The following is a 24,424-nucleotide window of genomic DNA, read 5'->3' on the forward strand; positions in this document are numbered from 1 at the left end:
CCGAGAGCGCCCGGGCCGCACCCTCGGGGACCGGAGCAGCCGCTCGCTGCCGGACCCGGGCTCAGCCGGGCAGCGGTCCGCTGGCCGCGGGGCGCTCCGGGTCCGCGCTCCACTCACTCCAGGAGCCCGGGTAGAGGGCCGCACGGAACCCGGCCGCCTCCAGCGCCAGCACCTGGTGGGCGGCGGTGACACCCGAACCGCAGTAGACACCGGTCCCGGTCCCGGCCACGCCGAGGTCGCGGAAGCGGGCGGCGAGCTTCTCCGCGGGCAGGAACCGCCCGTCCTCCATGAGATTGCCGGTGGTGGGGGCGCTCACCGCACCGGGGATGTGCCCGGCCCGCGGGTCGACCGGCTCCGTCTCGCCGCGGTAGCGCTCCCCCGCGCGGGCATCCAGCAGCAGCCCCGAGCGGGCGAGCCGGGCCGCCTCGTCGGCGTCCAGTACCGGCATCCCGCCGGGTACGGGGGTGAAGTCGCCGCCCCCGTGGCCGGGGGTCTCGGTGGACAGCGGGAGCCCCTGGGCGGTCCAGGCGGCCAGGCCGCCGTCGAGCACCCGCACCGAGGGGTGCCCGGCCCAGCGCAGCAGCCACCAGGCGCGGGCCGCGGAGGTGGCCGGGCCGGCGTCGTACACCACCACGTCACGGTCGGCGGACACCCCGGCGCGGTGCAGGGCCTCCGCCAGCACCGCGGGGTCGGGCAGCGGATGGCGGCCCTGCGGCCCGGGCGGTGCGGCGAGCTCCCGGTCGAGGTCGACATAGTGGGCGCCGGGCAGATGCCCCTTGCGGTACTCCTGCTCTCCCGGCGGGCCGCCGAGCTGCCAGCGGACATCGAGCAGCGCTGGAGGCGCCGCGCTCCGCAGGGCCTCGGCGAGTTCGCCCGTCGTCATCAGCGGGTAGGGAGTCTGGTGGCTGTCCATGGCCACATTGTGCTCCGCGGCGGCGACACCGTGCGGTCACCGGTGTGGACGCCGTGTCACACCGTCCCGCACAGAGCTCCCCGCACACCGCACGGCAGCCCTCCGCACATGCCTGCTGAGGGCGGCTCTTAGGATGGCGTTCTTCGCAAGTCGTTCTTTTCGCGCTCTTTGCCCGGGTGCCCAGCGCGGCCCGGGGAGCGGACGGGCGGATAGTGGCAGCATCCGTCCCGGGGTCCACGTACGCCGGCCGGTACGCCCTGGAGGAGCCTGCAGATGACCGATGTCAGAACCCTGTGTGCGCAGGGGAGCCCCTGCTGGGTGAGCCTGATGGCACATGACCTCGACACCGCCGGGGAGTTCTACGGTGCCCTGCTGGGCTGGGAGTTCAAGGGCGGCCCCACCGGGCTCGGCCCCTATGTGCGTGCGACGCTGAACGGGGCCCCGGTGGCGGGCCTGGGAGTGGCGCCGCCCGGCTTCCCGGTGGAGTGGACCACCTACTTCGCGGCGGACAGCACCGACGGGACCGCGCAGCGCATCCGGGAGTGCGGCGGCACCGTGGCCGTGGGCCCGGTGCAGGCCGAGGACGCCGGGCGGCTGGTGATCGCCTCCGATGTGGCGGGTGCGGTGTTCGGGGTGTGGGAGGGTCAGGAGCACCTGGGCTGGCAGGCGGTGGACGTGCCCGGCGCGCCGTCCTGGACGGAGCTGGTCACCCCCGACCTCGACGGTGCCGCTTCCTTCTACGGCTCGGTGTTCGGCCAGGTCGTGGAGCGCCGGGGGCCGGACGCGGTGCTGATCGTGGGGGGCAGCGTGGTGGCCGGGATCCGGGGGGCGACGGAGCTGCGCGGCGGCCCGCCCCGGTGGCGGGTCTACTTCGCGGTGGCCGATGTGGAGGAGTCGGTGCAGCGGACCCTGGAGTTGGGCGGGCGGCTGCTGGTGGAGCCGGCGGACTCGCCCTACGGACGGTTCGCGCGGCTGCTGGACCGGGAGGGCGGCCGTTTCTCGCTGGTGGAGCGCGGCAACTGACGAGTGGTCAGCGGATGACCGCGGTGGCGTCCCGGTCGCCGGACTCGAAGGGCAGCACATCCGGGGAGAGCGCGGCGGCCCGGGCGCCGGCCGCGGTCATCCGGCGCCGGTGGTGGCGGCGGCACAGCACCTCGTAGCCCACCTCGCCACTGCCGGCGGCCACGTCCCCGACGACCACCTGGGCGCCCTCCACGACCATCACCCCGCCAACGGTGCGGGCGTTGTGGGTGGCCCTGGAGCCGCACCAGCACAGCGCCTCGACCTGGAGCACCTCGACCCGGTCGGCAAGCTCGATCAGCCGCTGCGAACCGGGGAAGAGCCGGGTGCGGAAGTCGGTGGTGATGCCGAAGGTGTAGACGTCGATGTCCAGCTCGTCGACGACCCGGGCCAGCTGGTCCACCTGCCCGGCCGCGAAGAACTGGGCCTCGTCGCAGATCAGGTAGTCGACCCGGCCGCCGCCGGAGAGCAGCTGGACCACATGGGTGTGGAAGTCCAGGTCGTCGGTGACCTCGACCGCTCCGGTGGCCAGGCCGAGCCGGCTGGAGAGGGTGGCGGCGCCGGCCCGGTCGTTGCGGGTGAAGATGATCCCCTGCCGACCGCGGGCGGCGTGGTTGTGGTCCATCTGCAGGGCAAGGGTCGACTTGCCGCAGTCCATCGTCCCCGAGAAGAACACCAGCTCGGCCATCAGAGGTGCGGAAACCTTTCTTGTGCGGGAGGTACGCGCCGGCGGGTCAGCCGCGGACCTCTAGCAGCGGTACATGCTGCTCGACGGGGGTCATGGAGCCGTGCAGTCCGACCATCGCGGACTCGTTGGGCTCGGTACGGGAGGCGGTCACCGCGACATCGGCGCAGGCCGCGGCCACCACATCGCCGATCCGCCGGTACACCCGGTCCTCGACGACCGGGCCGAACCAGCCCGCCTCGATCGCCTGGTCCCGGGTGGCGACCCACATCCGGTCCCCCAGCACCTCGCTCCAGACCGCGAACACATCCGCGGCGGCACCGGGCACCGCGTAGACGTGCCGGGCACGTCCCTCACCGCCGAGCAGTGAGACCCCGGCACCGAGCTCCCAGTCCTCGTCGAAGTCGATCCGGTCCTCCGGGGCGATGTCGATCATGCCGTGGTCGGCGGTGACATAGAGCGCGGAGCGCGGCGGCAGCTGCTCGGCGAGCCGCCGTACCAGCCGGTCCACGGTGTTCAGCATCATCCGCCACTCGTCGGAGTCCACCCCGTGCCGGTGGCCCATGCCGTCCAGCTCGCTCACATAGGTATAGACCAGAGCCCGGTCGGAGTCCGCCAGCCGTTCGGCGGCCAGGTCCATCCGCTCCTCGCCGGTGTAGCGGCCGAGGAAGGTGCCGCCGGAGAGCGCCACCCGGGTCAGCGGGGTCTGGGCGAAGAGCGGCGAGGTCACCTGGCAGGTCTCCACGCCCGACATCTGCACCCGCTCGAAGACGGTCGGATGGGGCTGCCAGCTGTGCGGGTCCACCGGAGGCTGCCAGCGGAGCTGGTTCATCAGCCGGTCCTCGCCGGGGATGGCGACCGTGTACCCGGCGAGCCCGTGGACACCCGGCGGCAGCCCGGTGCCCACCGACGCCAGACTGGTCGCGGTGGTGGCCGGAAACCCCGCCGTCAGCGGACGGCCGGTGCCTCCCAGGGACGAGCCCAGCAGTGAGGTGAGGAACGGCGCGTACTCGGGGTGCGCACGCAGCAGCTCCCAGCCCAGTCCGTCGACCAGGAACACGCACACCCGGTCGGCGGGCTCCAGCGGCAGGCCGGGGGCCACTTCGGAGTAGGGCGCCACACCGAGACCGGCGGCCACGGCGGGCAGCAGGTCGGACAGCGACGCACTGCCGTACGCGGGCGCGGGCGCCGACGCGGGGTCGAGGATCTCGTACGGCTCGGGCGGAGGCGGCAGGGGAAGCGAACTCGTCATGGGGTGGTGCGGTCCGGCCTCAGGCGCCCTGCGCGACGGTGGCCTCGGACAGCGCCTGCGCGAAACGCAGCGCCTCGGCAACCGTCTCCGGGCCGTCCCCCGCCTCGCTCACCCGCAGCGACAGGTCGTCGGCGGTGGCGGAGCCGGTGTAGCCGTGGTCGGCGTCGCAGTTGGGGTCGGAGCAGCCCGCGGGCTCCAGGTCGAGACGCTGCACCGCGCCCCAGCCGATGGTGAGCACCACCTCGCGGGGCAGCGTGCCGGGGGTGTACGTCTCCGGGTTCGCCACGACCCGGCTGAGCACCACCGAGGAGATCCGGCCCAGCCGCACACTCTCGGTCGAGGTGGTCGCATACGGCACCGGGGAGGTGTCGTCGGCGGTCTGCTCATCGGTGTGGCTGACCACAAAGCGGGTGGCTGTCAGTACCAGCACGGTCACATGCCGCCGCACCTCGTTGGCGTCAAAGGTGGTCTCCTGGTGGACCAGGTACGAGCTGATCGGCTCGGTGCCCACCGCGGACTCCACTGCCTCGGAGACCAGGGCGGGGTAGTAGCCGCTGCGCTCGATCGCCGTGCGCAGGCCCTGCGTGGTGGTCGTACCGGTCTTCGCCATATCTCCATCCTGGCATGCCCGGACGCGGATCCGTGCCGCGTGGGCACAGCGGCGTCGGGATCGTCCGGGAGTTGTGGGCTGCGCCGCCCGGAAAGATTACAGCGTGCCCGCACGCCCCACCCCGGACGGAGAACACCCGTACGACCACCGGCCCGGGGAGCGGGCAGGTCCGCGACCCCCGGGGGCGGCTTCCCGCACCCGGGTCCGTCCGGGGGCAGGGGTTCGGGGGCCGCGGTGCGCCGGGGCGAGGGCTCGGCGGGCGGAGGACGGGCGTCCAGGTCAGAGGACGGGCATGGCGCGGGGGCCGAGGTCGCTGCGGGCGGGTTGCGGCGCCACCCGTACCCGGGCGGCCAGCACGGTGAGGCCTCGGGGGGCGACCACCACCGGTTCCAGCTCGACGGAGGAGACCTCGGGCAGGTCGTCGACCAGCCGGGAGACCCGCAGCAGCAGCTCCTCCAGGGCCGCGGTGTCCACCGGGTCCGCCCCGCGCCAGCCGAAGAGCAGCGGCGCCGCCCGGACCTCGCGTACCAGCTCGGCGGCCTCGCGGTCGGTGGCGGGCAGCAGCCGGTGCGCGACATCGCCGAGCAGTTCGGCGGGTGCGCCGGAGATACCGAAGGAGAGGATGGCGCCCACCGCCGGGTCGACGGCGGCGGAGACCACGGTGTCCACACCGCGCGGCGCCATGGGCTGCACCACCAGCTGGGACTGGGCGGCGCCGCCCAGCAGGTCGGTGATCTCCCGGTGGGCACGGCGCAGCTCCGCCTCACCGGTCAGGTCGAGGCGGACGCTGCCCAGGTCGGGGCGGTGCCGCAGGTGGCCCGCGGTGGCCTTGAGTGCGACGGGGTAGCCGAGGGCGGCAGCGGCGCGGGCGGCGGTGTCCTCGTCGGGTGCGGGCAGTGCGCGGACCACGTCGATGCCGTAGTCGGCGAGCAGGGCCGCGGCCATGTCGTCGTCGAGGGTGATCCTGGCGCCCGGCTGGGTCCGGGCGGCCGCGGCGGTCCGGGTGGCCAGTGCCGCCTCGACCCGGGTCCGGGCGGCGGCCTCGTCGATGCCGTCCAGCTCGGGGACTCGGGCGGAGGTCTCGGCGGCGACGGTGGCGCGGCGCCACGCGGCGTAGCGGACGGCGTGGGCCAGCGCCCGGACGGCGCGCTCCGGAGCGGGGTAGGCGGGGACGGTGCCGGGCTGGAGGACACCCGCGTCGTCCCGGCGGCGCAGCCGGGCGGGCAGATCGGCGAGGGCGAGATGGGCGAGCAGCAGCGGCTTGCCTGCGGCCTGGGCCCGGTCGGTGGCCTCGCTGAGGGCCTCGGCGATGGCGGGCGCGTCGGAGGTGAGCTCGGGGTCGCCCTCGGTGGATCCGAACAGGGTGGAGCCCGGGAAGCCCGGGGTTCCGATCGGCGGGATGACCACGGTGACCACGGCGTCCACCGTGGGGTCGTCCAGTGCGGTTGCCAGCGCGATCCGGAAGTGGTCGCCGGTGGCGGCGGTGGTGAGGTCGACCGGGGCGCGGGGGCGCAGTCCCGCGCTGAGGCAGGCGTCATGGGTGAGCAGAGCGAGGGAGTCGGAGTTGCCGACCACGGCGATCCGGTCGCCGGCCGGCAGCGGCTGGTAGGCGAGGAGCTCACCGGTGTCGAAGAGCTCGGTGATGGTGTCCACCCGGATCACACCGGCCTGCTGGAAGAGGGTGTCCACGGTGCTGTCCCGCAGTGCGGAGGCGGTGGCGGGCACGGCGTGTCCGGGCGGGACGCTGCCGGTGTGGCGGCCTCCCTTGACCACCACGACGGGTTTGACGGCCGCGATCCGGCGGGCGATGCGGGTGAACTTGCGGGGGTTGCCGAAGGACTCCAGATAGAGCAGCACGATCCGGGTGGCCGGGTCCTCCTCCCAGTACTGCAGCAGGTCGTTGCCGGAGACATCGGCGCGGTTGCCCACCGAGGCGAAGCTGGAGACGCCGATGGAGCGGCGGTGGGCGCTCTCCAGCAGCGCGGCTCCGATGGCGCCGGACTGGCTGAACAGGCCGAACCCGCCGGCGCCGGGCAGCAGTGGCGAGAGCGAGGCGTTGAGCGGGGTCTCGGGCGCGGTGTTGATCAGACCGAAGGCGTTGGGGCCGATCACCCGCATCCCGGCGGCGCGGGCCTGGCGGACCAGTTCCCGCTGTTCCTCGCGGCCTTCGGGGCCGGTCTCGGCATACCCGGCGGTCACCACGACCAGTCCCTGCACGCCGTGCGCCCCGCAGTCGGCCACCGTGGCCGGGACGGCGGTGGCGGGCACGGCCAGTACGGCCAGGTCGACCGGTCCAGGGATGTCCCGTACGGAGCGGTGGACCGGCAGGCCGTCCAGCACGGTTCCGGGCGGGGCCGCGCTGTTGACGGCGTGGACCTCCCCGGGGAAGCCCGAGGCCAACAGGTCGCGCAGCAGGGTGCGGCCGACGGCGGCGGGGTTGCGGGAGGCGCCGACGACGGCGACCGACCGGGGGGCGAGCAACCGCTGCACGGACCGGGCCTCGGCGCGGTGCTCCCTGGCCCGCATCACGGCCAGGGAGGCCTCGGTGGGTTCGAGATCGAACTCCAGATGGACGATCCCGTCGGCGAAGCTGCGCTGCTGGGTGTAGCCGGCGTCCGTGAACACCTTGATCATCTTGCGGTTCTCGGGCAGCACCTCGGCGGCGAAGCGGCGGATACCGCGTTCCCGGGCGACGGCGGCGATGTGTTCCAGCAGGGCCGAGGCCACACCGCGGCCCTGGTGGGCGTCCTGCACCAGGAAGGCGACCTCGGCCTCGGTGGCACCGGAATCGGCACTGGCCGGGCGCCCGGCGGCATCGATCCGGTCGTAGCGGACGGTGGCGATGAACCGGTCGCGGACGATGGCGGCAAGGCCCACCCGGTTGAGGTAGTCGTGGTGGGTGAACCGGCGCACGTCCCGATCGGACAGCCTCGGATAGGGCGCGAAGAAGCGGAAATACTTCGACTGGTCGGAGACCTGACCGTAGAACTCCACCAGGCGCTCGGCGTCGTCCGGCCTGATGGGGCGGATGCGCGCGGTACCGCCGTCGCGCAGCAGGACGTCGGCCTCCCAGTGCTGGGGGTAGGTTCGCTCGGGGTCGCCGGGTACCTGTGTGTCGTCCACCCGGCCAGGCTATCCGGGGGCGGGGGCCGGGGCAGCGCCGTGCGCGGGCCGGTCACCACCGTGCAACACTGGTCTAGACAACACGGCCGCCACGGCCGCACCGGGAAGGCATCCTCATGGCTGAGCGCCGCGTCACCGTCGGATGGGCCGAGGGCCTGCACGCCCGCCCGGCGTCCATCTTCGTCCGCGCCGCCACCGCCCTCGGCGTACCGGTGACCATCGCCAAGCCGAACGGCACCCCGGTGAACGCCGCCTCCATGCTCGCGGTGATGACGCTCGGCGCCCACCACGGCGACGAGGTCGTCCTCACCTCGGAAGCGGAGGCCGACACCGCCGACCCGGCCCTGGAGCGCCTGGCCCGCCTCGTCCAGGGCGGCCTGGACGCGCTGCCACCATGCTGACGCAACGTCAGGGGACCGGTTCGGCAGGGCAGGAGGCGGCACACGGCCACAGGCCGCGCGCCGCCTCTCCGCACATCGCCCCTTGACGCCTGACGACCTGCTCGAAGCGGGTTCTTCTCCGTCGGCCGGAAGGCGCGGGGAGGGGCTCGTCAGCCCCACCGCCGCCCTGGCGGCACCCCGCTCCCCCGACCCACGGACGACGTACGAGCCGGTGCCCGTCAAGCCCGGGGTGACTCGGCCGACAGCGGGGCCGCCCGGCCTCAGCCGGCAATGCCTTCGCCGATGTGATGGCGACGGCAGCAGACGGAAGAGGCGCGGCGACAGCGGTACGCACCTCGGCGCCGCCCGACAGCGGCCCTGTGGCGGTCCACCGGAGTGGTGGCCGACCGGACGAGGGGGGCTGGTTCAGTGAGGCGCGGTCACTGCGGCAGTGCGTAGGCCCCGGCCGCGATGTCCTCGAAGAGCGTCGGGCCGGTCGGCGTCCAGCCGAGCAACTCCTTGGTGTGGGCGCTGGATGCGGCGACGTCCATGCCGAAGAACCGTCCGATCCAGCCGAAGTGGGCCTCGGCGTCCTCCGGTGCGACCGACACCGCCGGCAGGCCGAGGTGATCGCCGATGGCGGCGGCGATGTCGCGGGAGGGGAGACCGCTCTCGGCCACCGCGTGCATCCGCGAGCCCGCCGGAGCCTTCTCCAGGGCGAGGCGGACCATCCGCGCGGCATCGGAGCGGTGCACCGCCGCCCAGCGGGTCGAGCCGTCGCCGATGTAGCCGGCCGCCCCGCGCTCCTTCGCGATCTTCGTCAGCACCGCGGTGAAGCCGTGGTCGCCCGCGCCGTGGACGGTCGGGGAGAAGCGCAGCGCGACCGGGCGGACCCCGCGCCCGGCATAGGACAGGGCCAGGTTCTCACTGCCGCCACGCATCGAGTCCGCGCCGTGGAACGGCGACGCGTCGTCCTCGGTCAACGGCCCCTTGGCAGCGCCCGACGCAAGGCCGGAGGCCACCAGGAAGGGCCGGTCGCTGTCTTCGAGTGTGTCGAGCATCCGCTGGACGGCGGCGTGCTCGCTGCGGCCGGCGCCGGCGTAGTCGGAGAAGTCGTGCTTGAAGGCGAGATGGATGACGCCGTCGGCGGTCGCCGCTGCCGAGGCGAGGCTGTCGAGGTCGTCGAGGCTGCCGCGATGGGCGGTGGCGCCCTTCGCCTCCAGCGCGGCGGCCGCCTGGTCGGAACGGGCGAGACCCACGACCTTGTGGCCGTGGGCAAGGAGTTCATCGGTGACGGCCGAGCCGATCCAGCCGGAGGCGCCGGTGACAAAGACGCGCATGACAGGCTTCCTTCCATAGGCATGTCAGTGACTGACATCCAAGCTAGCACGGCATGTCAGCGACTGTCATCGCTACACTCCTCGACATGGGTCGCTGGAAGCCTGATGCTCGGGGTCGGATGATCAGCTCCGCGATGGAGCTCTTCGCCGAGCGCGGCTTCGAGCAGACCACCGCCGGCGACATCGCCGAGCACGCGGGCGTCACCGAGCGCACCTTCTTCCGGCACTTCGCCGACAAGCGCGAGGTCCTCTTCGACGGCTCCGGGACCATGCAGCAGACGGCCTACGAAGCGATCCTGGCCGCGCCGGCCGACCTCGCTCCGCTCGATGCCGCGCTGGCCGGCATGGTCGCGGGCGGCGGACTTCTCGAGCAGATGCACGACCACGCGGTCCGCCGCTTCCGGATCATTTCCGCCAACCCGGGCCTGCAGGAGCGCGAACTGCTGAAACTGGCGGCGATGGTCGACACGACAGCCGAGGCGCTCCGCAAGCGCGGCGTGACCGAGCCTGCCGCCAGCCTTGCCGCACACAGCGCGGTGACGGTCTTCCATGTCGCATTCACACGGTGGGTCTCGACACAGGAGGCGGAGCCGCCCGGCTTCGCCACCTGCATCGCGGAGACTGCGGCGGCGCTGCGCGCCCTGAAGTGACGGTGGCCCGTCCGGGACGGCAATCAGCTGCACCCACGCGGACGCGTACGGGACCCGACGGGCCCCTGAGCTCCGCCGATCGGTCCGCTGCAAGGCGGGCTCGGGCACATCGGCGGAGGGCTGCGGCAAGGCCATTGCGAGTCACCGGTCGAGGGCACAACGCTGCGGGCCGCACGGAGCCGGCCGTCCGCGATGTGGTCAGCGACGCGAAGGGAGCGCCTGACCAGGGACGAGCGCGTCACCGTGGTCCGTAGCGTCACCGGCCTTGCCGCATGACGACGGGCCCCTGGCCCGATCCGATGAGCTTGGCCGGGTGGCATCACCCGGCCGGCGGCCGCCAGAAGCCGGCGTGCCGGTAGCGCCACCAGTACAGGACGGTGCGGTCGTCGGGCCATGCGGCCAACTGCACGCCCAGTGGCTCGAAGTGGTCGCGCTCGGGGTCGACGGGACACCAGCTGGGATCCAGCGGCTCCTCGTCCCCCGGCGCACGGACGCGCTCCAGCAGGCGGGACGGAGCGGCGCGGTGGGCCGCGAGGGCTACCGCCGTGCGTTCAGCACTCGTGCGCAGCGGCCCAGCAGCTCAACCAGCTGATCCCGTTCCGACTGGGAGAACTCCGCAGCCAGCGCCTGCTCCACCGCCACCGCCCTTACGTCGGCCCGCGTCAACACCTCCCGGCCGTTCTCCGTGAGGCGGACCTCCAACAACCCCTTGTGCCAGGGGTTCGGGCTGCGCTCCACCAGTCCGGCCTCCTCCAGGTTCCGCAGCAGCAGGGTCATCGCCTGTGGCGTCACCAGGCAGGCCCGGGCCAGTCCGGCCGAGGAGATCCCGGGGCTGTCCGCGAGGGCGAACAGTGCGGCGTACTGCGGAACGGTCAGCCCGGCAGGCCGCACCGCGGCGGTCTTCGCGGCCATCAGCTCCTGCTCGGCGCGCTTGAGGTGCAAGCCGAGGCGTTCCTCCGGAGGCATCGTCATGGCACAGAACATACAAGCCTTTTCCATCATTCAGCCCTTGGTGAGCATCAAAGCCTTGATACCGTGCTGCGCATGATCCCCGACAGCCACCTCGATCTGCTGACCCGCCCCCTCTTCGTCCACCTGGCCACCATCGGGCCCGACGGCGCGCCCCAGGTCAACCCGGTCTGGACGATCTGGGACGGTGAGTTCCTGCGCTTCACCACAACCACCGACCGCCGCAAGCACCTCAACACCGTCAAGGACCCGCACGTCTCCGTCTCGGTCAACGACCCGGAGCAGCCGTACCGCTATCTGGAGGTCCGCGGCATCGTCGAGCGCGTCGACCCGGACCCGACCGGCGCCTTCTTCGATGTGCTCGCCATCCGCTACGGCCTCGCCTATGAACGCCCGGTCGGCGACGCCGACCGACGGGTCGTGCTGGTCGTCCGCCCCATGAAGATCACCAAGCAGTAGCGCAGGGCCCGCCCTTCGGTGTGCCGCCGAACCTGTCCGGCCTCTGCGGCACCACCGCCGTGCCCATGGCGGGCGCGGTCGGCGAAGACGCTGCGCGGTCGCCATGACCGCAGTGGGCCGGCCCGGTGCGGAAGCAACTCTCCCGCACCGGACCGGCCCGACGCTCACGATGTGAGTTGGCTGTCAGCCCTTCACACAGACGACCTGCTTCAGCTGGGCGACCACCTCGACCAGGTCCCGCTGCTGCTCGATGACCTTCTCGATCGGCTTGTAGGCGCCGGGGATCTCGTCCACCACACCGCTGTCCTTGCGGCACTCCACTCCCCTGGTCTGCAGCTCCAGATCACGGGTGGTGAAGCGCTTCTTGGCGGCGGTGCGGCTCATCTTCCGACCCGCGCCGTGCGAGGCCGAGTTGAAGGCCGCGGCGTTGCCGAGGCCGCGGACGATGTACGAACCCGTGCCCATCGAACCGGGGATGATCCCGTAGTCGCCGGAGCCGGCCCGGATCGCCCCCTTCCGGGTGACCAGCAACTCCCGCCCGTCGTAGACCTCTTCGCTGACGTAGTTGTGGTGACAGGAGATCACCTGGTCGAAGGTGACCTTGGCCCTGCGGAACTCCCGCCGGACCACGTCCTGGAAGAGCGCCATCATGATCGCCCTGTTCCTCTTGGCGTACTCCTGCGCCCAGAAGAGGTCCTCACGGTAGGCGGCCATCTGCGGGGTGTCCGCGATGAAGACCGCCAGGTCGCGGTCGGCCAGGTCCTGGTTGTGCGGAAGCGAGCGGGCCACGCCGATGTGGTGCTCGGCCAGCTCCTTGCCGATGTTTCGCGACCCGGAGTGCAGCATCAGCCAGACCGCGCCGGTGGTGTCCAGGCACACCTCGATGAAGTGGTTGCCACCGCCGAGCGATCCCATCTGCGACAGCGCCCGCTCCCGGCGGAACCTCACCGACGGGGCCAGTGCGTCGAAACGCTCCCAGAAGCCCTCCCAGCCGGCGGTCGGCAGACCGTGCAGCCGGCGCGGGTCGACGGGGTCGTCATGGCCCTGGCGGCCGACCGGGATGGCCCGCTCGATCGAGGAGCGCAGCCGGGCGAGGTCGTCGGGCAGGTCGCGGGCGGTGAGCGAGGTCTTCACCGCGCTCATCCCGCAGCCGATGTCCACGCCGACCGCGGCCGGGCAGACCGCGCCCTCCATGGCGATCACGGAGCCGACCGTGGCGCCCTTGCCCAGGTGGACATCGGGCATCACGGCGAGTCCGCTGATCCAGGGCAGCGAGGAGATGTTGCGCAGCTGCTGCATGGCCGCGCCCTCGACGGCCGCCGGATCGGTCCACATCCGGATGGGCACCCGAACTCCGGGCACCTCGGTGTACGACATGACTGGTTCGACCTCCATGGTCGGTTGCTCTCCTGGCAAGGCGGTGCCATGCATCCGTCCGGCATGGCTCGGGAAGTCCGTGCACCGCTGGGCCGGCGCCCAGGGCGGGCGGCAGCGGTGGCAGGTGTGGAGCGACGGGGTCGGCGGCTACCGCCGGCGGGACCCCGGACAGGGCTGGGTGCGGCGGAGTCCTGGGGAGCGAACGGCACCGCACCGGCGCACTCGTCGTTGCTCGACCCGCATGGCTTCCGCCTCCCTTCACCGCTCTGAGGGCCCGTCTCCCGGGCGCGGCCCCATCTACCCACGCCGGGGCCGGGGTGTGCAACGGATTTCCGGGAAGGCCGGGAACCTTTCCCCGTCGTGGCTTCTCTGTACGAAGTGGGACGGCGCAGAAAGGGGGCGCGATGAGCCGGACTCAGGAGACACCCGCACCGCCGTGGGAGTGCGCCGCGCAGCTGCTGCCGGGGGCGCAGCGCGGCGATGTCCTCGCCATGGACGAGCTGTTGCGGTTGCTGACGCCCTATGTGACCCGGCTGTGCCGCCCGATCGCGCAGGCCGACACGGCGGATGCGGTGCAGGAGTCACTGGTCGCGGTCTTCCGGGGGCTGCGCTCACTGACCGACCCGGCGGCGCTCTACGGCTGGGTCCGCACGGTCACCGTACGGGAGGCCGTGCGGGTGGCACGCCGGGCAGCCAGGGAGACCCCGGTGGCGGAGTGGGACGACCGGCCGGCCCCGGGCGATCCGGAGCTGGCCGGGGATGTGCACGATGTGCTGCGGCGGCTGCCGCCGGACCACCGGGCGATCCTGGTACTGCGGGAGGTGGAGGGGTTGGACGAGCGGACGGCGAGTGCGGTGCTGGGGGTCTCCCTGGGCACGGTGAAATCGCGGTTGCACCGGGCCCGGGACGGTTTCCGGAAGGCGTGGCAGCGATGAGCGGCGAGCCGGTGGCGATGCAGGAGCTGGATCCGGTGCGGCGGCTGCGGGTGCTGGCCGCGGGAGTCCGCGGCGGGATGTTCGCAGAGGGGTACATCGATGCCCCGCCCGAGGGCGTGTGGGCGGTGGCGGCTGATCTGGAGGGCGAGTTGCCGCATCTGGTGCCCTCGGTGCGGTCCTTCCGGCTGGTGGGCGATTCCGGGTCGCGGCTGCGGGCGGTGGCGGTCGGGCCGCTGGGGCACCGGGCCGACTTCGAGGTGGTGCTGGAGTACGGCTGGTGCCTGATGCAGAGCCCGCTGGTGATAGGCGGGATGGCGGCAGTGGCCGAGGGCTCGGGGACCAGGTTCGCGGTGCTCGGCGGTGTGCGCACCGCCCGGCTGGTGCCGGTGGCCGCGGTGCTGCGGGCCGTGGGGGCGGTGCGGATCGGTCGGATGCTGGAGCGGGTGCGGCGGCGTACGGCGGCCCGGCGCTGAGCGGCACCGGGCCGCCATACGCTCCCGGTCAGCTCCGGAAGAGCGCCCGGGCGGTCTCCGCGACCTCCTCCGGCCGCTCCTTCGGCAGATGGGCACCGGCTCCCGGGACGATCCGTATCCGGAGCTCCTCGGCGTACCGCCCGGCGTCGGTCATCACGGCGGGCGGGAGGATGGCATCGCGCTCACCGGCCAGCAGCACGGTGGGGGTGGTGAGCCTCAGCCGCTTGTAGTGGCCCCGCACCAGGCGGGGGATGTCATGCAGCGCATAGGCGCGGTTGAGCAGCTCCCCGGCACGGGCCCGGCCGGGGCCACCGGCCGCGAGCGCGTACTCGTCCAGCTCCTGCGGTGACCAGACGGACGGGTCGGCGACGCCCCGGCGCAGCAGACCCCGGGTGAAGCCGGGCCAGCGGCGCAGCACCGCACGGCCGACCAGGGGTGCCTCCAGCGGCGCGGTGTGCCAGTACCGCCAGGCGTTGGGCACCAGCCGGCGGTGCAGTGGCCAGGGGTGGATGGAGTTCAGGGCGAGATGGTGGGTGAAGCGCTCGGGGGCGCGCAGGCAGAGCATAAAACCCAGCCATCCGCCCCACCCATGGCTGATCAGCCCGACCCGCTCCAGGCCGAGGGCGTCCAGCAGCGCCAGTGTGTCGGCGACCCGGGTGTCGGTGTCATAGCCGCGCGACGGGGCGTCCGACCAGCCTGCTCCGCGCAGGTCAGGGCAGATCAACCGGTGGTCGGGGGCCAGCAGCGGCAGCACGGGGTGCCAGGCGTACCAGTGCTGCGGGAAGGTGTGCAGCAGCAGTAGCGGGACGCCCCCCGCGCCGGCCTCGGCCAGATGGAAGCGGATGCCCCGTGCGGTGACCCAGCGGTGGATGACCCCGGGTGCGGTCGGCATGGGGCGGTGGACGGTGTCGGGCTCGGCGGTGCCGGTGGTCATCGGTCTGCCTCCTGGGGAGCGGTCGGGGCCCTGACGGGTTCCCGCTCGGTCAGGAGGCGACGGCACTTGCAAAGGTTCCGGGTGGACCGGACGGCGGGCGGAGCGGACAGGCAACCGACGGCGGCGCGAGCCGGACCGCCGGGGCGGGCCGGGCCGGAGCGGCGGGCCGGATGCAGAGGACGGCTCCGTGCGGACGGCCCGGGCTGAGGGTGGCTGACGGCCCGGCCTGAGGGGGCGGCAGAGTGCGGCTCACTGCGGGCGAGCCGGGGTACGGACAGCGCGGCCCCGATCGCAGACGGCCGGGGTGCAGCGTGCCGCGCGAGGCGCGCGAGCCGTGGCGAAAGCGGCTCGATGCGAGCGGGCCGGGGTGCGGGCGGCGGCGAGGTGCGCTGGAATCGGGGGATGGAGTGCGTCTTCTGCGCCGTGGTGGCCGGTTCCGAGGAGGCGCATGTGGTGCACCGTGACGAGCGGACGGTGGCCTTCCTGGACCGGCGTCCGCTCTTCCCCGGGCACACCCTGGTGGTGCCGACGGTGCATCTGGAGACGCTGCCCGACCTTCCGGTGGATCTGCTGGAACCGTTCTTCACGGTGGTGCAGCGGGTCGCGGCGGCGATGGAGGGGGCGCTGGGTGCGGCGGGCTCCTTTGTCGCGGCCAACAACCGGATCAGCCAGTCGGTGCCGCATCTCCATGTCCATGTGGTGCCGCGCAACCCCAAGGACGGCCTGCGGGGCTTCTTCTGGCCCAGGAACCACTACCGCGACGACGCCGAGGCGGCCGAGGTCGCAGCGAGGCTCCGCTCGGCCCTGACCGGCTGATCGACTGGCCGGCAGTCCGCTTCCGGGGAAGGGGGCCTGGTCGTCCGGCCGCCCCGCGCAGTCCAGGGGAACGGCCGTGTCGCTGCCCGCCCCTTCGGGGGCGGGCCGGGCGAGCGGGGTCTTAGGTGTGGTGCCCGCGCCGCCTGGTCGCCCCGCCCGCCCCCATCAGGCGTACCGCCGAAGTGGCGCACCGCGCGCAACACACGCCCCTCCGAAGCGCCACACACCGTCACGGTCGCCCCCGCCGCACCCGGCCGGCCCCGGCACCGCAGCAGCAGGGACCGGCCGGACCAGGGACACTCACCGGCCGGAACCGCCGAACCAGCCCTACGTGGCGGGCCGTTGGCCCGGTGGCGGCCGGAGGGCCGGCCACCGGCTCTGGACACGGTGGCGGAGTTCGGCGCAGAGCTGCCGCACTCCGGCCAGGTCCGCCCGGTCCGCGGTGATCGCCTCAACCACGCCCAGCCGGTGCAGCAGCCGCTGCCGGGCCGTCACGGTGCCCCAGTTCCAGTCCTTGCGCCGGAGGCGGGCGAGATGGTCGGCAGTACCGCGGTAGGCCCGCTGAACCAGGGCGTCGCCGCGGATCAGCCAGCCGGTGCAGGCGTCGGCGAGGTGGCCGGTGCGCGGTGTCCCGGTCGCCGCGTACCAGGCGTCGTCGTACGCGGTCTCGGCCAGGTCCAGCAGCTGCGGGGTGGGCACGGTGACGCACCAGCAGGTGGGGAACCCGATCCGCAGATAGGCCAGTTCGACCAGGCCGTCGCCCAGCGCTGCCTGTTCGAAGTCGACGAAGCGGACTCCGGACGGGGTGTGCAGATCGTTGCCGGGACAGGGGTCGCCGTGCAGCAGGGCCCGTCCGGGTGCCTCCGCGAGGCGGCCGAGCAGGCCGTCGAGTTCGGCGGGTGCCCCCGCGGGGATGTCGGCGTCCAGCTGCCGGGCGAGGTCGAGGAAGGCTGCGACGTCGTCCGGGGTCGGGCCGCTCCAGACGGGGAGGACGCCGGTGTCCTCCGGCTGTGCGGCGGCATGCAGCCGGGCCAGTGCGGCGGCATAGCCGACCACCCAGTCGTCGGCCGGTGCCCGGTGCTCAAGTCGCTCCAGCACCAGGACGCGCTCTGCCTGGTCGGTGCCCAGCAGCCGGGGTACGACGGGTGGGTCGACCCGTGCGGCCAGCCGCAGCGCGGCGATCTCGCGGGCGTGGCGCTCGTCGGCGCCGGGACCTTCGACATGCTGTTTGACCACGGCGGGGCCGCCGGGGAGTTCGACCTGCCAGACCCGCGACCGCGGGCTGCTGCTCAGTCTGCGGGCTCCGCCCGGTGGGCCCAGCTGTTCCCTCAGTCCGTCTCCGAACGGCAGCTTCGGCGTCATGCGGACCATCCTCGCAGTGCGCCGCAAGGGGGTTGAGGAGGCGGCGGACATGGGGGGCCCGCGGGGCCGTCCGCGGAATCGGGGCGGCCAACCGTGGAAAACCGGGTGCCGGGAGTGGGGTCGGCCGATAACCTGCCCGCCGGTCGCAGGCCGGGACGCCATGGAACAGTCGGGACGCCATGGAACAGTCGGGACGGGGGACGGGGATGGCACTGGTGCGCAGGGGTTCACGGCTGATCGCGGTGGACGGGGTGGAGTACCGCTGGCGGGTGCGGCCCCGGCCGACCTACTGCCAGGGGATGGGCTGGTCCGCGCTGACCTTCGCCGTGGAGCGGGCGGCCGAGGCGGACGGCGCGCCCGGGACGGTGCTGGTGGTGGATGTGGGCACCGCCCGGCCCGACAACTGGCTTGGGCGGCCGTCGATGAGCGTGCTGCCCTCGACGGTGGCGGCGGCGGTGCGGCTGGCGCTGGCCGGCGGCTGGGAGCCGGAGCGGCCGGGCAGGCCGTTCCTGGTGGGCCCGCAGGAGTGGGCGGCCCGGGGACCGGCGGCCAATGGGCCGGCGGTCCCCGGGGCTGCATGACCGGTCAGGGCTGGAGGACGGTCACCTCACCGATGCCCAGCTCCCGTACCGGGTCGGCGATCACCGAGGCGTCCCCGACCAGCACGGTGACCAGCCGCTCCGGGGGGAAGGCCGCGACCACGGCGGCGGTGGCCTCGGCGGTGCCGGTCTCGGCGAGCCGGCGGTAGACCTGGGCCTGGTAGTCGTCGGGCAGGGACTGCTCGACCTGGTCCGCGAGGGTGGCGGCGACCGCGGCGGAGGTCTCGTACTTCAGCGGCGCCACCCCCACCAGGTTCTGCACGGCGACATCGCGCTCGGCGTCGGTGAGGCCCTCGGCGGCCAGCGTCCGCAGCACCGTCCAGGTGTCGGCCAGCGCCGGGGCGGTGGACGGGGTGTCCACCGAACCGGTGATGGCGAGCAGCACCCGGCCCGAGCCGTCGGGGGCCGAGCGCAGCGGCTGGGCCAGGGCGCGGACGCCGTAGGTGTAGCCCTTCTCCTCGCGCAGCACCCGGTCGAGGCGGGAGGTGAGGGTGCCGCCCAGGCAGTAGGTGCCGAGGACCTGGGCGGCCCAGACCTCGTCGTGGCGGTCGGCGCCGACCCGGCCGATCAGCAGCTGGGTCTGCACCGAGCCGGGCCGGTCGACGATGATCACCCGGGCGCGGTCGTCGGCCTTGACCGGGGTGGGTGCGGCAACCTCGGCCTTGTCGCCGCTCCAGGCGCCGAGGGTGCGGGCGAGGATGGCGTCCAGGTCCACACCGTCGAGGTCGCCGACGACCACGGCGGTGGCGGTGGCCGGGCGGACATGCGCGGTGTAGAAGGCCTGCACGGCGTCCCGGTCGATGGTCCGCACGGTCTCGGCGGAGCCCGCCCGGGGCCGGGACAGCCGGTCGGTGCCCTCGAAGAGGTCGCCGTAGAGCGCCAGGGCGGCGCGACGGGCCGGATTGGCCAGCTCATGGACGATCTCGTCGAGGCGGTTGGCGACCAGCCGCTCGATCTCGTGCTCGGGCAGTGCCGGGGTCCGCAGCGCGTCCGAGAGCAGGGAGAGGCCGCGCTCCAGCCGGGAGACGGGAACCTCCAGGGAGACCCTGACGCAGGGATGGTCCGCGTGGGCGTCCATGGTCGCTCCGGCCCGCTCCAGCTCGCCGGCGAACTCCTCGGCGGTGAGGGTGTCGGTGCCCTCGCTGAACGCCCGGGCGAGGATGGTGGCGACACCGTCGAGCCCGTCGGGCTCGGCGGCGAGCGGGGCGTCGAGCAGCACCTCCACCGCGACCAGCTGCTGGCCGGGGCGGTGGCAGCGCAGCACGGTGAGGCCGTTGTCCAGGGTGGCGCGCTCGGGTGCCGGGAAGGCCCACGGGGTGGGGGCGCCCGCCTCGGGGCGGGGGTGGAACGTCATGGTGGGCTTGATGCCGGTCATGCGGCGCCTCCCTCGGTGGTGTCGGCCTCTCCGGAGACCGCGGGGGTCTCGGAGATCTCGGAGGTGTCGGGGGTCTGCGGTGCCTCGCCCGCCTCGGGGTGCACCGGCTCGTAGACCAGGACGGCCCGGTTGTCGCTGCGCAGCCGCTGCCGCGCGATGTCCCGGACCTCCTCCGCGGTGACCTCCAGGACCCGGGAGAGGGCGGTGCCGGCGAGGCCGGGGTCGCCGAAGAGGACGGCGTAGCGGCAGAGTTCGTCGGCCCGGCCGGAGACGGTCTGCAGCCGGTCCAGCCACTCGCGCTCGATCTGGGCCTGGGCCCGCTCCAGCTCCTCGGGGGTCGGGCCCTCCTCGGCGAACCTGGCCAGCTCCTCGTCGACGGCGGCCTCGATGGCCTCCACGGTGGCGTCACCGGAAGTCTTGACGTCCAGCCAGCCCAGGGAGGGCGCACCGGCGAGGCGCAGCAGTCCGAAGCCGGCGGCGACGGCGAGCCGGTCGCGGCGCACCAGCCGGTTGTAGAGGCGGCTGGACTCTCCGGAACCCAGCACCGTGAGGGCCAGGTCGGCGGCGTCGGCCTCACGGGTGCCGTCGTGCGGCAGCCGGTAGGCGGCCATCAGCGCGCGTGAGGGTACCTCCTCGCGGACGGTGACCCGCAGCTCCTCGCCGCTGACCGGCGGCAGGGAGCCGTCGCGCGGGGCGGGCTTGCCGTCGTACGCGGGGATGGTGCCGAAGTACTTCTCGATCCAGCGCAGCGTCTCCTCGGGGTCGATGTCGCCGACCACGGAGAGCACCGCGTTGTTGGGCGCGTAGTACGTGGAGAAGAAGGCCTGCGCGTCCTCGAGGGTGGCGGCGTCCAGGTCGGCCATGGAGCCGATGGGGGTGTGGTGGTAGGGGTGGCCCTCGGGGAACGACATCGCGGTGAGCTTCTCGAAGGCGGTGCCGTAGGGCACATTGTCGTACCGCTGGCGGCGCTCGTTCTTCACCACATCGCGCTGGTTCTCCAGGCTGGTGTCGTCGAGGGCGGCCAGCAGCGACCCCATGCGGTCGGCCTCCAGCCAGAGCGCGAGCTCCAACTGGTGGGCGGGCATGGTCTCGAAGTAGTTGGTGCGCTCGAAGCTGGTGGTGCCGTTGAGGGAGCCGCCGGCCCCCTGGATCAGCTCGAAGTGCCCGTTGCCCTGGACACTGGCCGAGCCCTGGAACATCAGGTGCTCGAAGAGGTGGGCGAGGCCGGTGCGGCCCTTCACCTCGTGGCGGGAGCCGACGTCGTACCAGAGGCACACGGCGGCCACCGGCGTGAGGTGGTCCTCGGAGAGCACCACGCGCAGGCCGTTGGCCAGGCGGTGCTCGGTGATGGCGAGGCCTCCGGAGGAGGAGGCGGGGGCCGGGTTGGCCATGCTGGTCGGGTCCTTCCCGTCGCTGCTCGGTGGTGGTTCCTGCTCGCGGGCGGGGGGCTGCGCCCCTCGTGGTGCCCCATTGTGGTGCAACGAACGGGACGCCCGGAGATGCCTGTCCGGGCCGGGTGTTCGCCGCAGGCGGAAGCGTTGCGGTCGCGCGGCGGTGGCCTGGTGGTTGCGCGGCGCCGCGGGACGCGGTGCGGGGTGGTGGCCGGGTGTGTCGTAGGAAGGGGCCACAATAGGGAACCGCCGTGCCCGTACGGCGCCGATCGACGCTGACCACGCAAAGGAGCCCGCCCGCGATGGCCCGCCGCAGTTCGCCTCCACCGTCCGCCGGCGACTTCGAGGAGCGGATCCTCGACGTCGACGTCGTGGACGAGATGCAGGGCTCCTTCCTGGAGTACGCCTACTCCGTCATCTACTCCCGCGCCCTGCCCGACGCCCGTGACGGCCTCAAGCCGGTGCACCGCCGGATCGTCTACCAGGCCAATGAGATGGGCCTGCGCCCGGAGCGCAGCCATGTGAAGTCGGCCCGTGTGGTCGGCGAGGTGATGGGCCGCCTGCACCCGCACGGCGACGCCGCGATCTACGACACCCTGGTGCGCCTGGCGCAGCCGTTCTCGATGCGGCTGCCGCTGATCGACGGCCACGGCAACTTCGGTTCGCTGGGCAACGACGACCCGCCGGCCGCGATGCGGTACACCGAGTCCAGGCTGACCGCCGCCGCGATGGCCATGGTGGAGTCGATCGACGAGGAGACCGTCGACTTCGGCCCCAACTACGACGGCAGTGAGCGCGAGCCGCTGGTGCTGCCCGCCGCCTTCCCGAACCTGCTGGTCAACGGCACCACCGGGATCGCGGTCGGTATGGCGACCAATATGCCTCCGCACAACCTGGCGGAGGTGGTGGCCGCCGCCCGGCACCTGGTCAAGCACCCCGGGGCCGACCTGGACACCCTGATGCGGTTCGTGCCCGGACCGGACCTCCCGACGGGCGGCCGGATCGTGGGCCTGTCGGGCATCCGCGACGCCTACGAGACCGGCCGCGGCACCTTCAAGATCCGCGCCACCGTGGCGGTGGAGAACGTCACCGCCCGCCGCAAGGGCATCGTGGTCACCGAGCTGCCGTACAACGTCGGCCCGGAGAAGGTGATCTCCAAGATCAAGGACCTGGTCGGCGCCAAGAAGCTCCAGGGCATCGCCGACGTCAAGGACCTGACGGACCGTGAGCACGGCCTGCGGCTGGTGATCGAGGTCAAGAACGGCTTCGTGCCCGAGGCCGTGCTGGAGCAGCTCTACCGGCTGACGCCGATGGAGGAGTCCTTCGGCATCAACAATGTGGCGCTGGTCGACGGGCAGCCGCTGACCCTGGGGCTCAAGGAGCTGCTGGAGGTCTATGTCGACCACCGCTTCGAGGTGGTGCGCCGACGCAGCGAGTTCCGGCGCCGCAAGCGGCAGGACCGGCTGCACCTGGTCGAGGGCCTGCTGGTGGCCCTGGTCGACATCGACGAGGTCATCGCCCTCATCCGGGCCAGCGAGAACGCCGCGCAGGCCAAGGAGCGCCTGATGGAGCGCTTCGGGCTGTCCGAGATCCAGACCGCGTACATCCTGGACACCCCGCTGCGGCGGCTCACCCGGTTCGACCGGATCGAGCTGGAGGCGGAGCAGGAGAAGCTGCACAAGGAGATCGCCGAGCTCACCGAGATCCTGGACTCCGACGCCAAGCTGCGCAGCGTGGTCTCCGGCGAGCTGGCCGCCGTGGCCAAGCAGTTCGGCACCGAGCGGCGCACCGTGCTGCTGGAGGCCGGTGCGGTGCCCACCGCGGCCGCGGTGCCGCTCCAGGTCGCCGACGACCCCTGCCGGGTGCTTCTCTCCTCCACCGGGCTGCTGGCCCGGACGGCGGACGGCGACTCCCTGGAGCCGAGCGAGCGCCGAGCGAAACACGATGTGATCATCTCCGCGGTGTCCGCCACCGCCCGCGGTGACATCGGCGCGGTGACCTCCACCGGGCGCGTGCTGCGACTCAGCGTCATCGACCTGCCCGCCCTGCCGCCGAGCTCCACGGCACCCAACCTGGCGGGCGGAGCCCCGGCCAGCGAGTTCCTGCCGCTGGCCGCGGAGGAGCAGGTGCTGGCCCTGACCACGCTGGACGAGTCCTCGCCCGGCCTGGCGCTGGGCACCGTGCAGGGCGTGGTCAAGCGGGTGGTACCGGACTGGCCCGCCAACAAGGACGAGTTCGAGGTGATCGGCCTCAAGGAGGGCGACACCGTCATCGGCGCGGTCGAGCTGCACACCGGCGAGGAGGACCTGGTCTTCATCACGTCCGACGCCCAGCTGCTGCGCTACCCGGCCGGCCAGGTCCGTCCGCAGGGACGCCCGGCCGGCGGCATGGCCGGTGTCAAGCTGGCCGACGGCGCCCGGGTGCTCTCCTTCACCGCGGTCGACCCGGCCGCGGACGCGGTGGTGCTCTCGGTCGCCACCGCCACCGGGACGCTGGACGGAGAGACCCAGACCAGCTGGAAGCTCACCCCCTTCGAGCAGTATCCGCGCAAGGGCCGCGCCACCGGCGGTGTCCGCTGCCAGCGGTTCCTGCGCGGCGAGGACGCCCTCGCCTTCGCCTGGGCAGGCCCCGCCCCGGCCCGCGCCGCCACCTCCGCCGGCGCCCCGGTGGACCTGCCGGGGCGCGACCCGCGCCGCGACGGCTCGGGCATCCCGGTCACCCACCAGGTCGCGGCGGTGGCCGGACCGGTGTGACGCAGCCGGACTGACTGGCCGTCATGGGCCCCGGGGGCTGGATTGCCGCCGGGGCCCGGCCCTTTGTGCGATTGACCCACGCCCCGTCCGGGAATCACCCGGACACAGACACAACGAGGTCCTGGGCACACCGCGAAGGCAGTCCGCGATGCCGACGCGGATGGAGGCATGTTCGGGGGCGCATATGGAGGCAGGACGGGCACCGTCCCGCGGGATCGCCCGCTACGCCCTGTGGGCCGCGCTCGCCCTGGCGGCCGTCGCCACGGTCTGCGTCGCGTCGTTCGCACTCAGCGGATGGATGATCGACGCGGTCGAGCGGGGAACGGCGGCCCTGCGGCGGCGGCGGCGCGGGGCAGCGCGGGCCAGTACTTCGAGGCCGCCGGCGCGGTCTTCTCCGGCCTGGCCCTGCTGCTGGTGGTGGCGGGGGTGTCGCTGCAACGGCAGGAGTTGCGGATGCAGCGGCAGGAACTGGCCCTGCAGCGGGCCGAGATGACCGATTCATGCACGCAGTTGCGCCGCAGCGCCGAGTCGCAGATCCGCGCTCTCCATGTGGACCTGCTGAAAATGGCCATCCACGACCCGGAGTTGGCACGGGTCTGGCCCGACTACGATCCGGGGCTGCCGCATTCGACGGTGCGCAAGCACCTGTACTCCAACCTGATCTTCGCGCACATGGTGATGGTCGGCCGGATGGAGGGTGTCGACGACGACACCCTGCGCAGCTCCCTGCGGATCATCGCGCGCAGTGCGGACTTCCGCGCCTACTGGTCGGCCAGTAGCACCAGTCGCAACATGCTGCCCGCCGACTCCGAGGAGCGCCGGTTCGGCCGGCTGGTGGACGAGGCGATCGCCGAACTCCGCGACGGCTGATCCCCAGGTCTCCCGGGTGGCGCGTCGCCTTCCTTCACACCCCCGCAGTAGCGTTTCTGCTCGCGACGCAACGTCGCGTGCATCACAATGGCCGCACGAGCACCGGCCTCAACGCCTGCGGCACTGCCCAGGCCCCGA

General features: G+C 73.1%; 22 protein-coding genes. 10 read left to right on the forward strand and 12 right to left on the reverse strand.

Annotation, left to right across the window (positions count from 1 at the left end; translation table 11 throughout):
* Positions 1 to 61: 61 nt before the first annotated feature.
* Positions 62 to 913: a sulfurtransferase gene (locus AB0761_RS12285; RefSeq protein ID WP_377269014.1), complete on the reverse strand. Its 852-nt coding sequence runs from the start codon at positions 911 to 913 to the stop codon at positions 62 to 64.
* A gap of 273 nt (positions 914 to 1,186) precedes the next feature.
* On the opposite strand from AB0761_RS12285, the gene AB0761_RS12290 reads away from it, so the two are divergent.
* Complete coding sequence (locus tag AB0761_RS12290) at positions 1,187 to 1,936, forward strand: VOC family protein (protein WP_377269016.1); 750 nt, start codon at positions 1,187 to 1,189, stop codon at positions 1,934 to 1,936.
* Between the two features lie 7 nt (positions 1,937 to 1,943).
* Here AB0761_RS12290 and AB0761_RS12295 read toward each other — a convergent pair whose 3' ends face one another.
* The 4 genes from AB0761_RS12295 to AB0761_RS12310 all read right to left on the reverse strand — a co-directional run bounded on the left by AB0761_RS12295 (position 1,944) and on the right by AB0761_RS12310 (position 7,603).
* Positions 1,944 to 2,621 carry a thymidine kinase gene (locus AB0761_RS12295; protein ID WP_377269017.1) on the reverse strand — a complete coding sequence of 226 codons (678 nt, stop codon included), beginning with the start codon at positions 2,619 to 2,621 and terminating at the stop codon, positions 1,944 to 1,946.
* A gap of 46 nt (positions 2,622 to 2,667) precedes the next feature.
* The gene (locus tag AB0761_RS12300; RefSeq protein WP_377269018.1) at positions 2,668 to 3,870 is read right to left on the reverse strand and encodes an alkaline phosphatase family protein; all 1,203 of its coding nucleotides are present in this window, start codon (positions 3,868 to 3,870) and stop codon (positions 2,668 to 2,670) included.
* 19 nt (positions 3,871 to 3,889) lie between these two features.
* Positions 3,890 to 4,480, reverse strand: a complete 591-nt coding sequence (locus AB0761_RS12305; protein WP_377269019.1) for a DUF5998 family protein — start codon at positions 4,478 to 4,480, stop codon at positions 3,890 to 3,892.
* Between the two features lie 279 nt (positions 4,481 to 4,759).
* Positions 4,760 to 7,603, reverse strand: a complete 2,844-nt coding sequence (locus AB0761_RS12310) for a GNAT family N-acetyltransferase (protein WP_377269020.1) — start codon at positions 7,601 to 7,603, stop codon at positions 4,760 to 4,762.
* Between the two features lie 116 nt (positions 7,604 to 7,719).
* On the opposite strand from AB0761_RS12310, the gene AB0761_RS12315 reads away from it, so the two are divergent.
* Entirely contained in the window at positions 7,720 to 8,004 is a 285-nt protein-coding gene (locus AB0761_RS12315) for an HPr family phosphocarrier protein (RefSeq protein ID WP_377269021.1), read from the forward strand.
* Between the two features lie 419 nt (positions 8,005 to 8,423).
* Here the strand turns inward: AB0761_RS12315 and AB0761_RS12320 are convergent, their stop codons facing one another.
* Positions 8,424 to 9,323, reverse strand: coding sequence for an SDR family oxidoreductase (locus AB0761_RS12320; RefSeq protein WP_377269022.1), 900 nt, complete (start codon positions 9,321 to 9,323; stop codon positions 8,424 to 8,426).
* A gap of 119 nt (positions 9,324 to 9,442) precedes the next feature.
* Here AB0761_RS12320 and AB0761_RS12325 point away from each other — a divergent pair, with 119 nt between their 5' ends.
* The gene (locus tag AB0761_RS12325) at positions 9,443 to 9,973 is read left to right on the forward strand and encodes a TetR family transcriptional regulator (protein WP_377269023.1); all 531 of its coding nucleotides are present in this window, start codon (positions 9,443 to 9,445) and stop codon (positions 9,971 to 9,973) included.
* A gap of 537 nt (positions 9,974 to 10,510) precedes the next feature.
* Here AB0761_RS12325 and AB0761_RS12330 read toward each other — a convergent pair.
* Positions 10,511 to 10,945 carry a MarR family winged helix-turn-helix transcriptional regulator gene (locus AB0761_RS12330; protein ID WP_377269025.1) on the reverse strand — a complete coding sequence of 145 codons (435 nt, stop codon included), beginning with the start codon at positions 10,943 to 10,945 and terminating at the stop codon, positions 10,511 to 10,513.
* A gap of 72 nt (positions 10,946 to 11,017) precedes the next feature.
* Here AB0761_RS12330 and AB0761_RS12335 point away from each other — a divergent pair, with 72 nt between their 5' ends.
* Positions 11,018 to 11,401 carry a PPOX class F420-dependent oxidoreductase gene (locus tag AB0761_RS12335; protein WP_377269026.1) on the forward strand — a complete coding sequence of 128 codons (384 nt, stop codon included), beginning with the start codon at positions 11,018 to 11,020 and terminating at the stop codon, positions 11,399 to 11,401.
* 183 nt (positions 11,402 to 11,584) lie between these two features.
* Here the strand turns inward: AB0761_RS12335 and AB0761_RS12340 are convergent, their stop codons facing one another.
* Positions 11,585 to 12,778, reverse strand: coding sequence for an RtcB family protein (locus tag AB0761_RS12340; RefSeq protein ID WP_377274042.1), 1,194 nt, complete (start codon positions 12,776 to 12,778; stop codon positions 11,585 to 11,587).
* A gap of 404 nt (positions 12,779 to 13,182) precedes the next feature.
* Here AB0761_RS12340 and AB0761_RS12345 point away from each other — a divergent pair, with 404 nt between their 5' ends.
* Positions 13,183 to 13,713, forward strand: coding sequence for an RNA polymerase sigma factor (locus AB0761_RS12345; RefSeq protein WP_377269027.1), 531 nt, complete (start codon positions 13,183 to 13,185; stop codon positions 13,711 to 13,713).
* On the forward strand, positions 13,710 to 14,186 hold the full coding sequence (locus tag AB0761_RS12350) for a hypothetical protein (RefSeq protein WP_377269028.1): 477 nt from the start codon (positions 13,710 to 13,712) through the stop codon (positions 14,184 to 14,186). The genes AB0761_RS12345 and AB0761_RS12350 overlap by 4 nt, the downstream gene beginning before the upstream one ends.
* 28 nt (positions 14,187 to 14,214) lie before the next feature.
* On the opposite strand, the gene AB0761_RS12355 is transcribed toward AB0761_RS12350, so the two are convergent.
* Positions 14,215 to 15,120 (reverse strand): alpha/beta fold hydrolase, encoded by a 906-nt coding sequence (locus AB0761_RS12355; protein WP_377269029.1) that lies wholly within the window; start codon positions 15,118 to 15,120, stop codon positions 14,215 to 14,217.
* A 402-nt stretch (positions 15,121 to 15,522) separates the two neighbouring features.
* On the opposite strand from AB0761_RS12355, the gene AB0761_RS12360 reads away from it, so the two are divergent.
* The gene (locus tag AB0761_RS12360; RefSeq protein WP_377269030.1) at positions 15,523 to 15,936 is read left to right on the forward strand and encodes an HIT family protein; all 414 of its coding nucleotides are present in this window, start codon (positions 15,523 to 15,525) and stop codon (positions 15,934 to 15,936) included.
* Positions 15,937 to 16,263: 327 nt separating this feature from the next.
* Here the strand turns inward: AB0761_RS12360 and AB0761_RS12365 are convergent, their stop codons facing one another.
* On the reverse strand, positions 16,264 to 17,298 hold the full coding sequence (locus tag AB0761_RS12365; RefSeq protein WP_377269031.1) for a phosphotransferase family protein: 1,035 nt from the start codon (positions 17,296 to 17,298) through the stop codon (positions 16,264 to 16,266).
* Between the two features lie 179 nt (positions 17,299 to 17,477).
* On the opposite strand from AB0761_RS12365, the gene AB0761_RS12370 reads away from it, so the two are divergent.
* Entirely contained in the window at positions 17,478 to 17,879 is a 402-nt protein-coding gene (locus AB0761_RS12370) for a hypothetical protein (RefSeq protein WP_377269032.1), read from the forward strand.
* 4 nt (positions 17,880 to 17,883) lie between these two features.
* On the opposite strand, the gene AB0761_RS12375 is transcribed toward AB0761_RS12370, so the two are convergent.
* Together AB0761_RS12375 and AB0761_RS12380 are read right to left on the reverse strand one after the other, a co-directional pair.
* On the reverse strand, positions 17,884 to 19,272 hold the full coding sequence (locus AB0761_RS12375) for a M16 family metallopeptidase (protein WP_377269033.1): 1,389 nt from the start codon (positions 19,270 to 19,272) through the stop codon (positions 17,884 to 17,886).
* On the reverse strand, positions 19,269 to 20,663 hold the full coding sequence (locus tag AB0761_RS12380; RefSeq protein WP_377269035.1) for a M16 family metallopeptidase: 1,395 nt from the start codon (positions 20,661 to 20,663) through the stop codon (positions 19,269 to 19,271). The genes AB0761_RS12375 and AB0761_RS12380 overlap by 4 nt, the downstream gene beginning before the upstream one ends.
* Positions 20,664 to 20,965: 302 nt before the next feature.
* On the opposite strand from AB0761_RS12380, the gene AB0761_RS12385 reads away from it, so the two are divergent.
* Together AB0761_RS12385 and AB0761_RS12390 are read left to right on the forward strand one after the other, a co-directional pair.
* The gene (locus tag AB0761_RS12385; RefSeq protein ID WP_377269036.1) at positions 20,966 to 23,416 is read left to right on the forward strand and encodes a DNA topoisomerase (ATP-hydrolyzing) subunit A; all 2,451 of its coding nucleotides are present in this window, start codon (positions 20,966 to 20,968) and stop codon (positions 23,414 to 23,416) included.
* A gap of 294 nt (positions 23,417 to 23,710) precedes the next feature.
* On the forward strand, positions 23,711 to 24,286 hold the full coding sequence (locus AB0761_RS12390) for a DUF6082 family protein (protein WP_377269037.1): 576 nt from the start codon (positions 23,711 to 23,713) through the stop codon (positions 24,284 to 24,286).
* The last annotated feature ends 138 nt before the right edge of the window (positions 24,287 to 24,424 follow it).

Source organism: Peterkaempfera podocarpi (assembly GCF_042466665.1).
GTDB lineage: Bacteria > Actinomycetota > Actinomycetes > Streptomycetales > Streptomycetaceae > Peterkaempfera > Peterkaempfera podocarpi.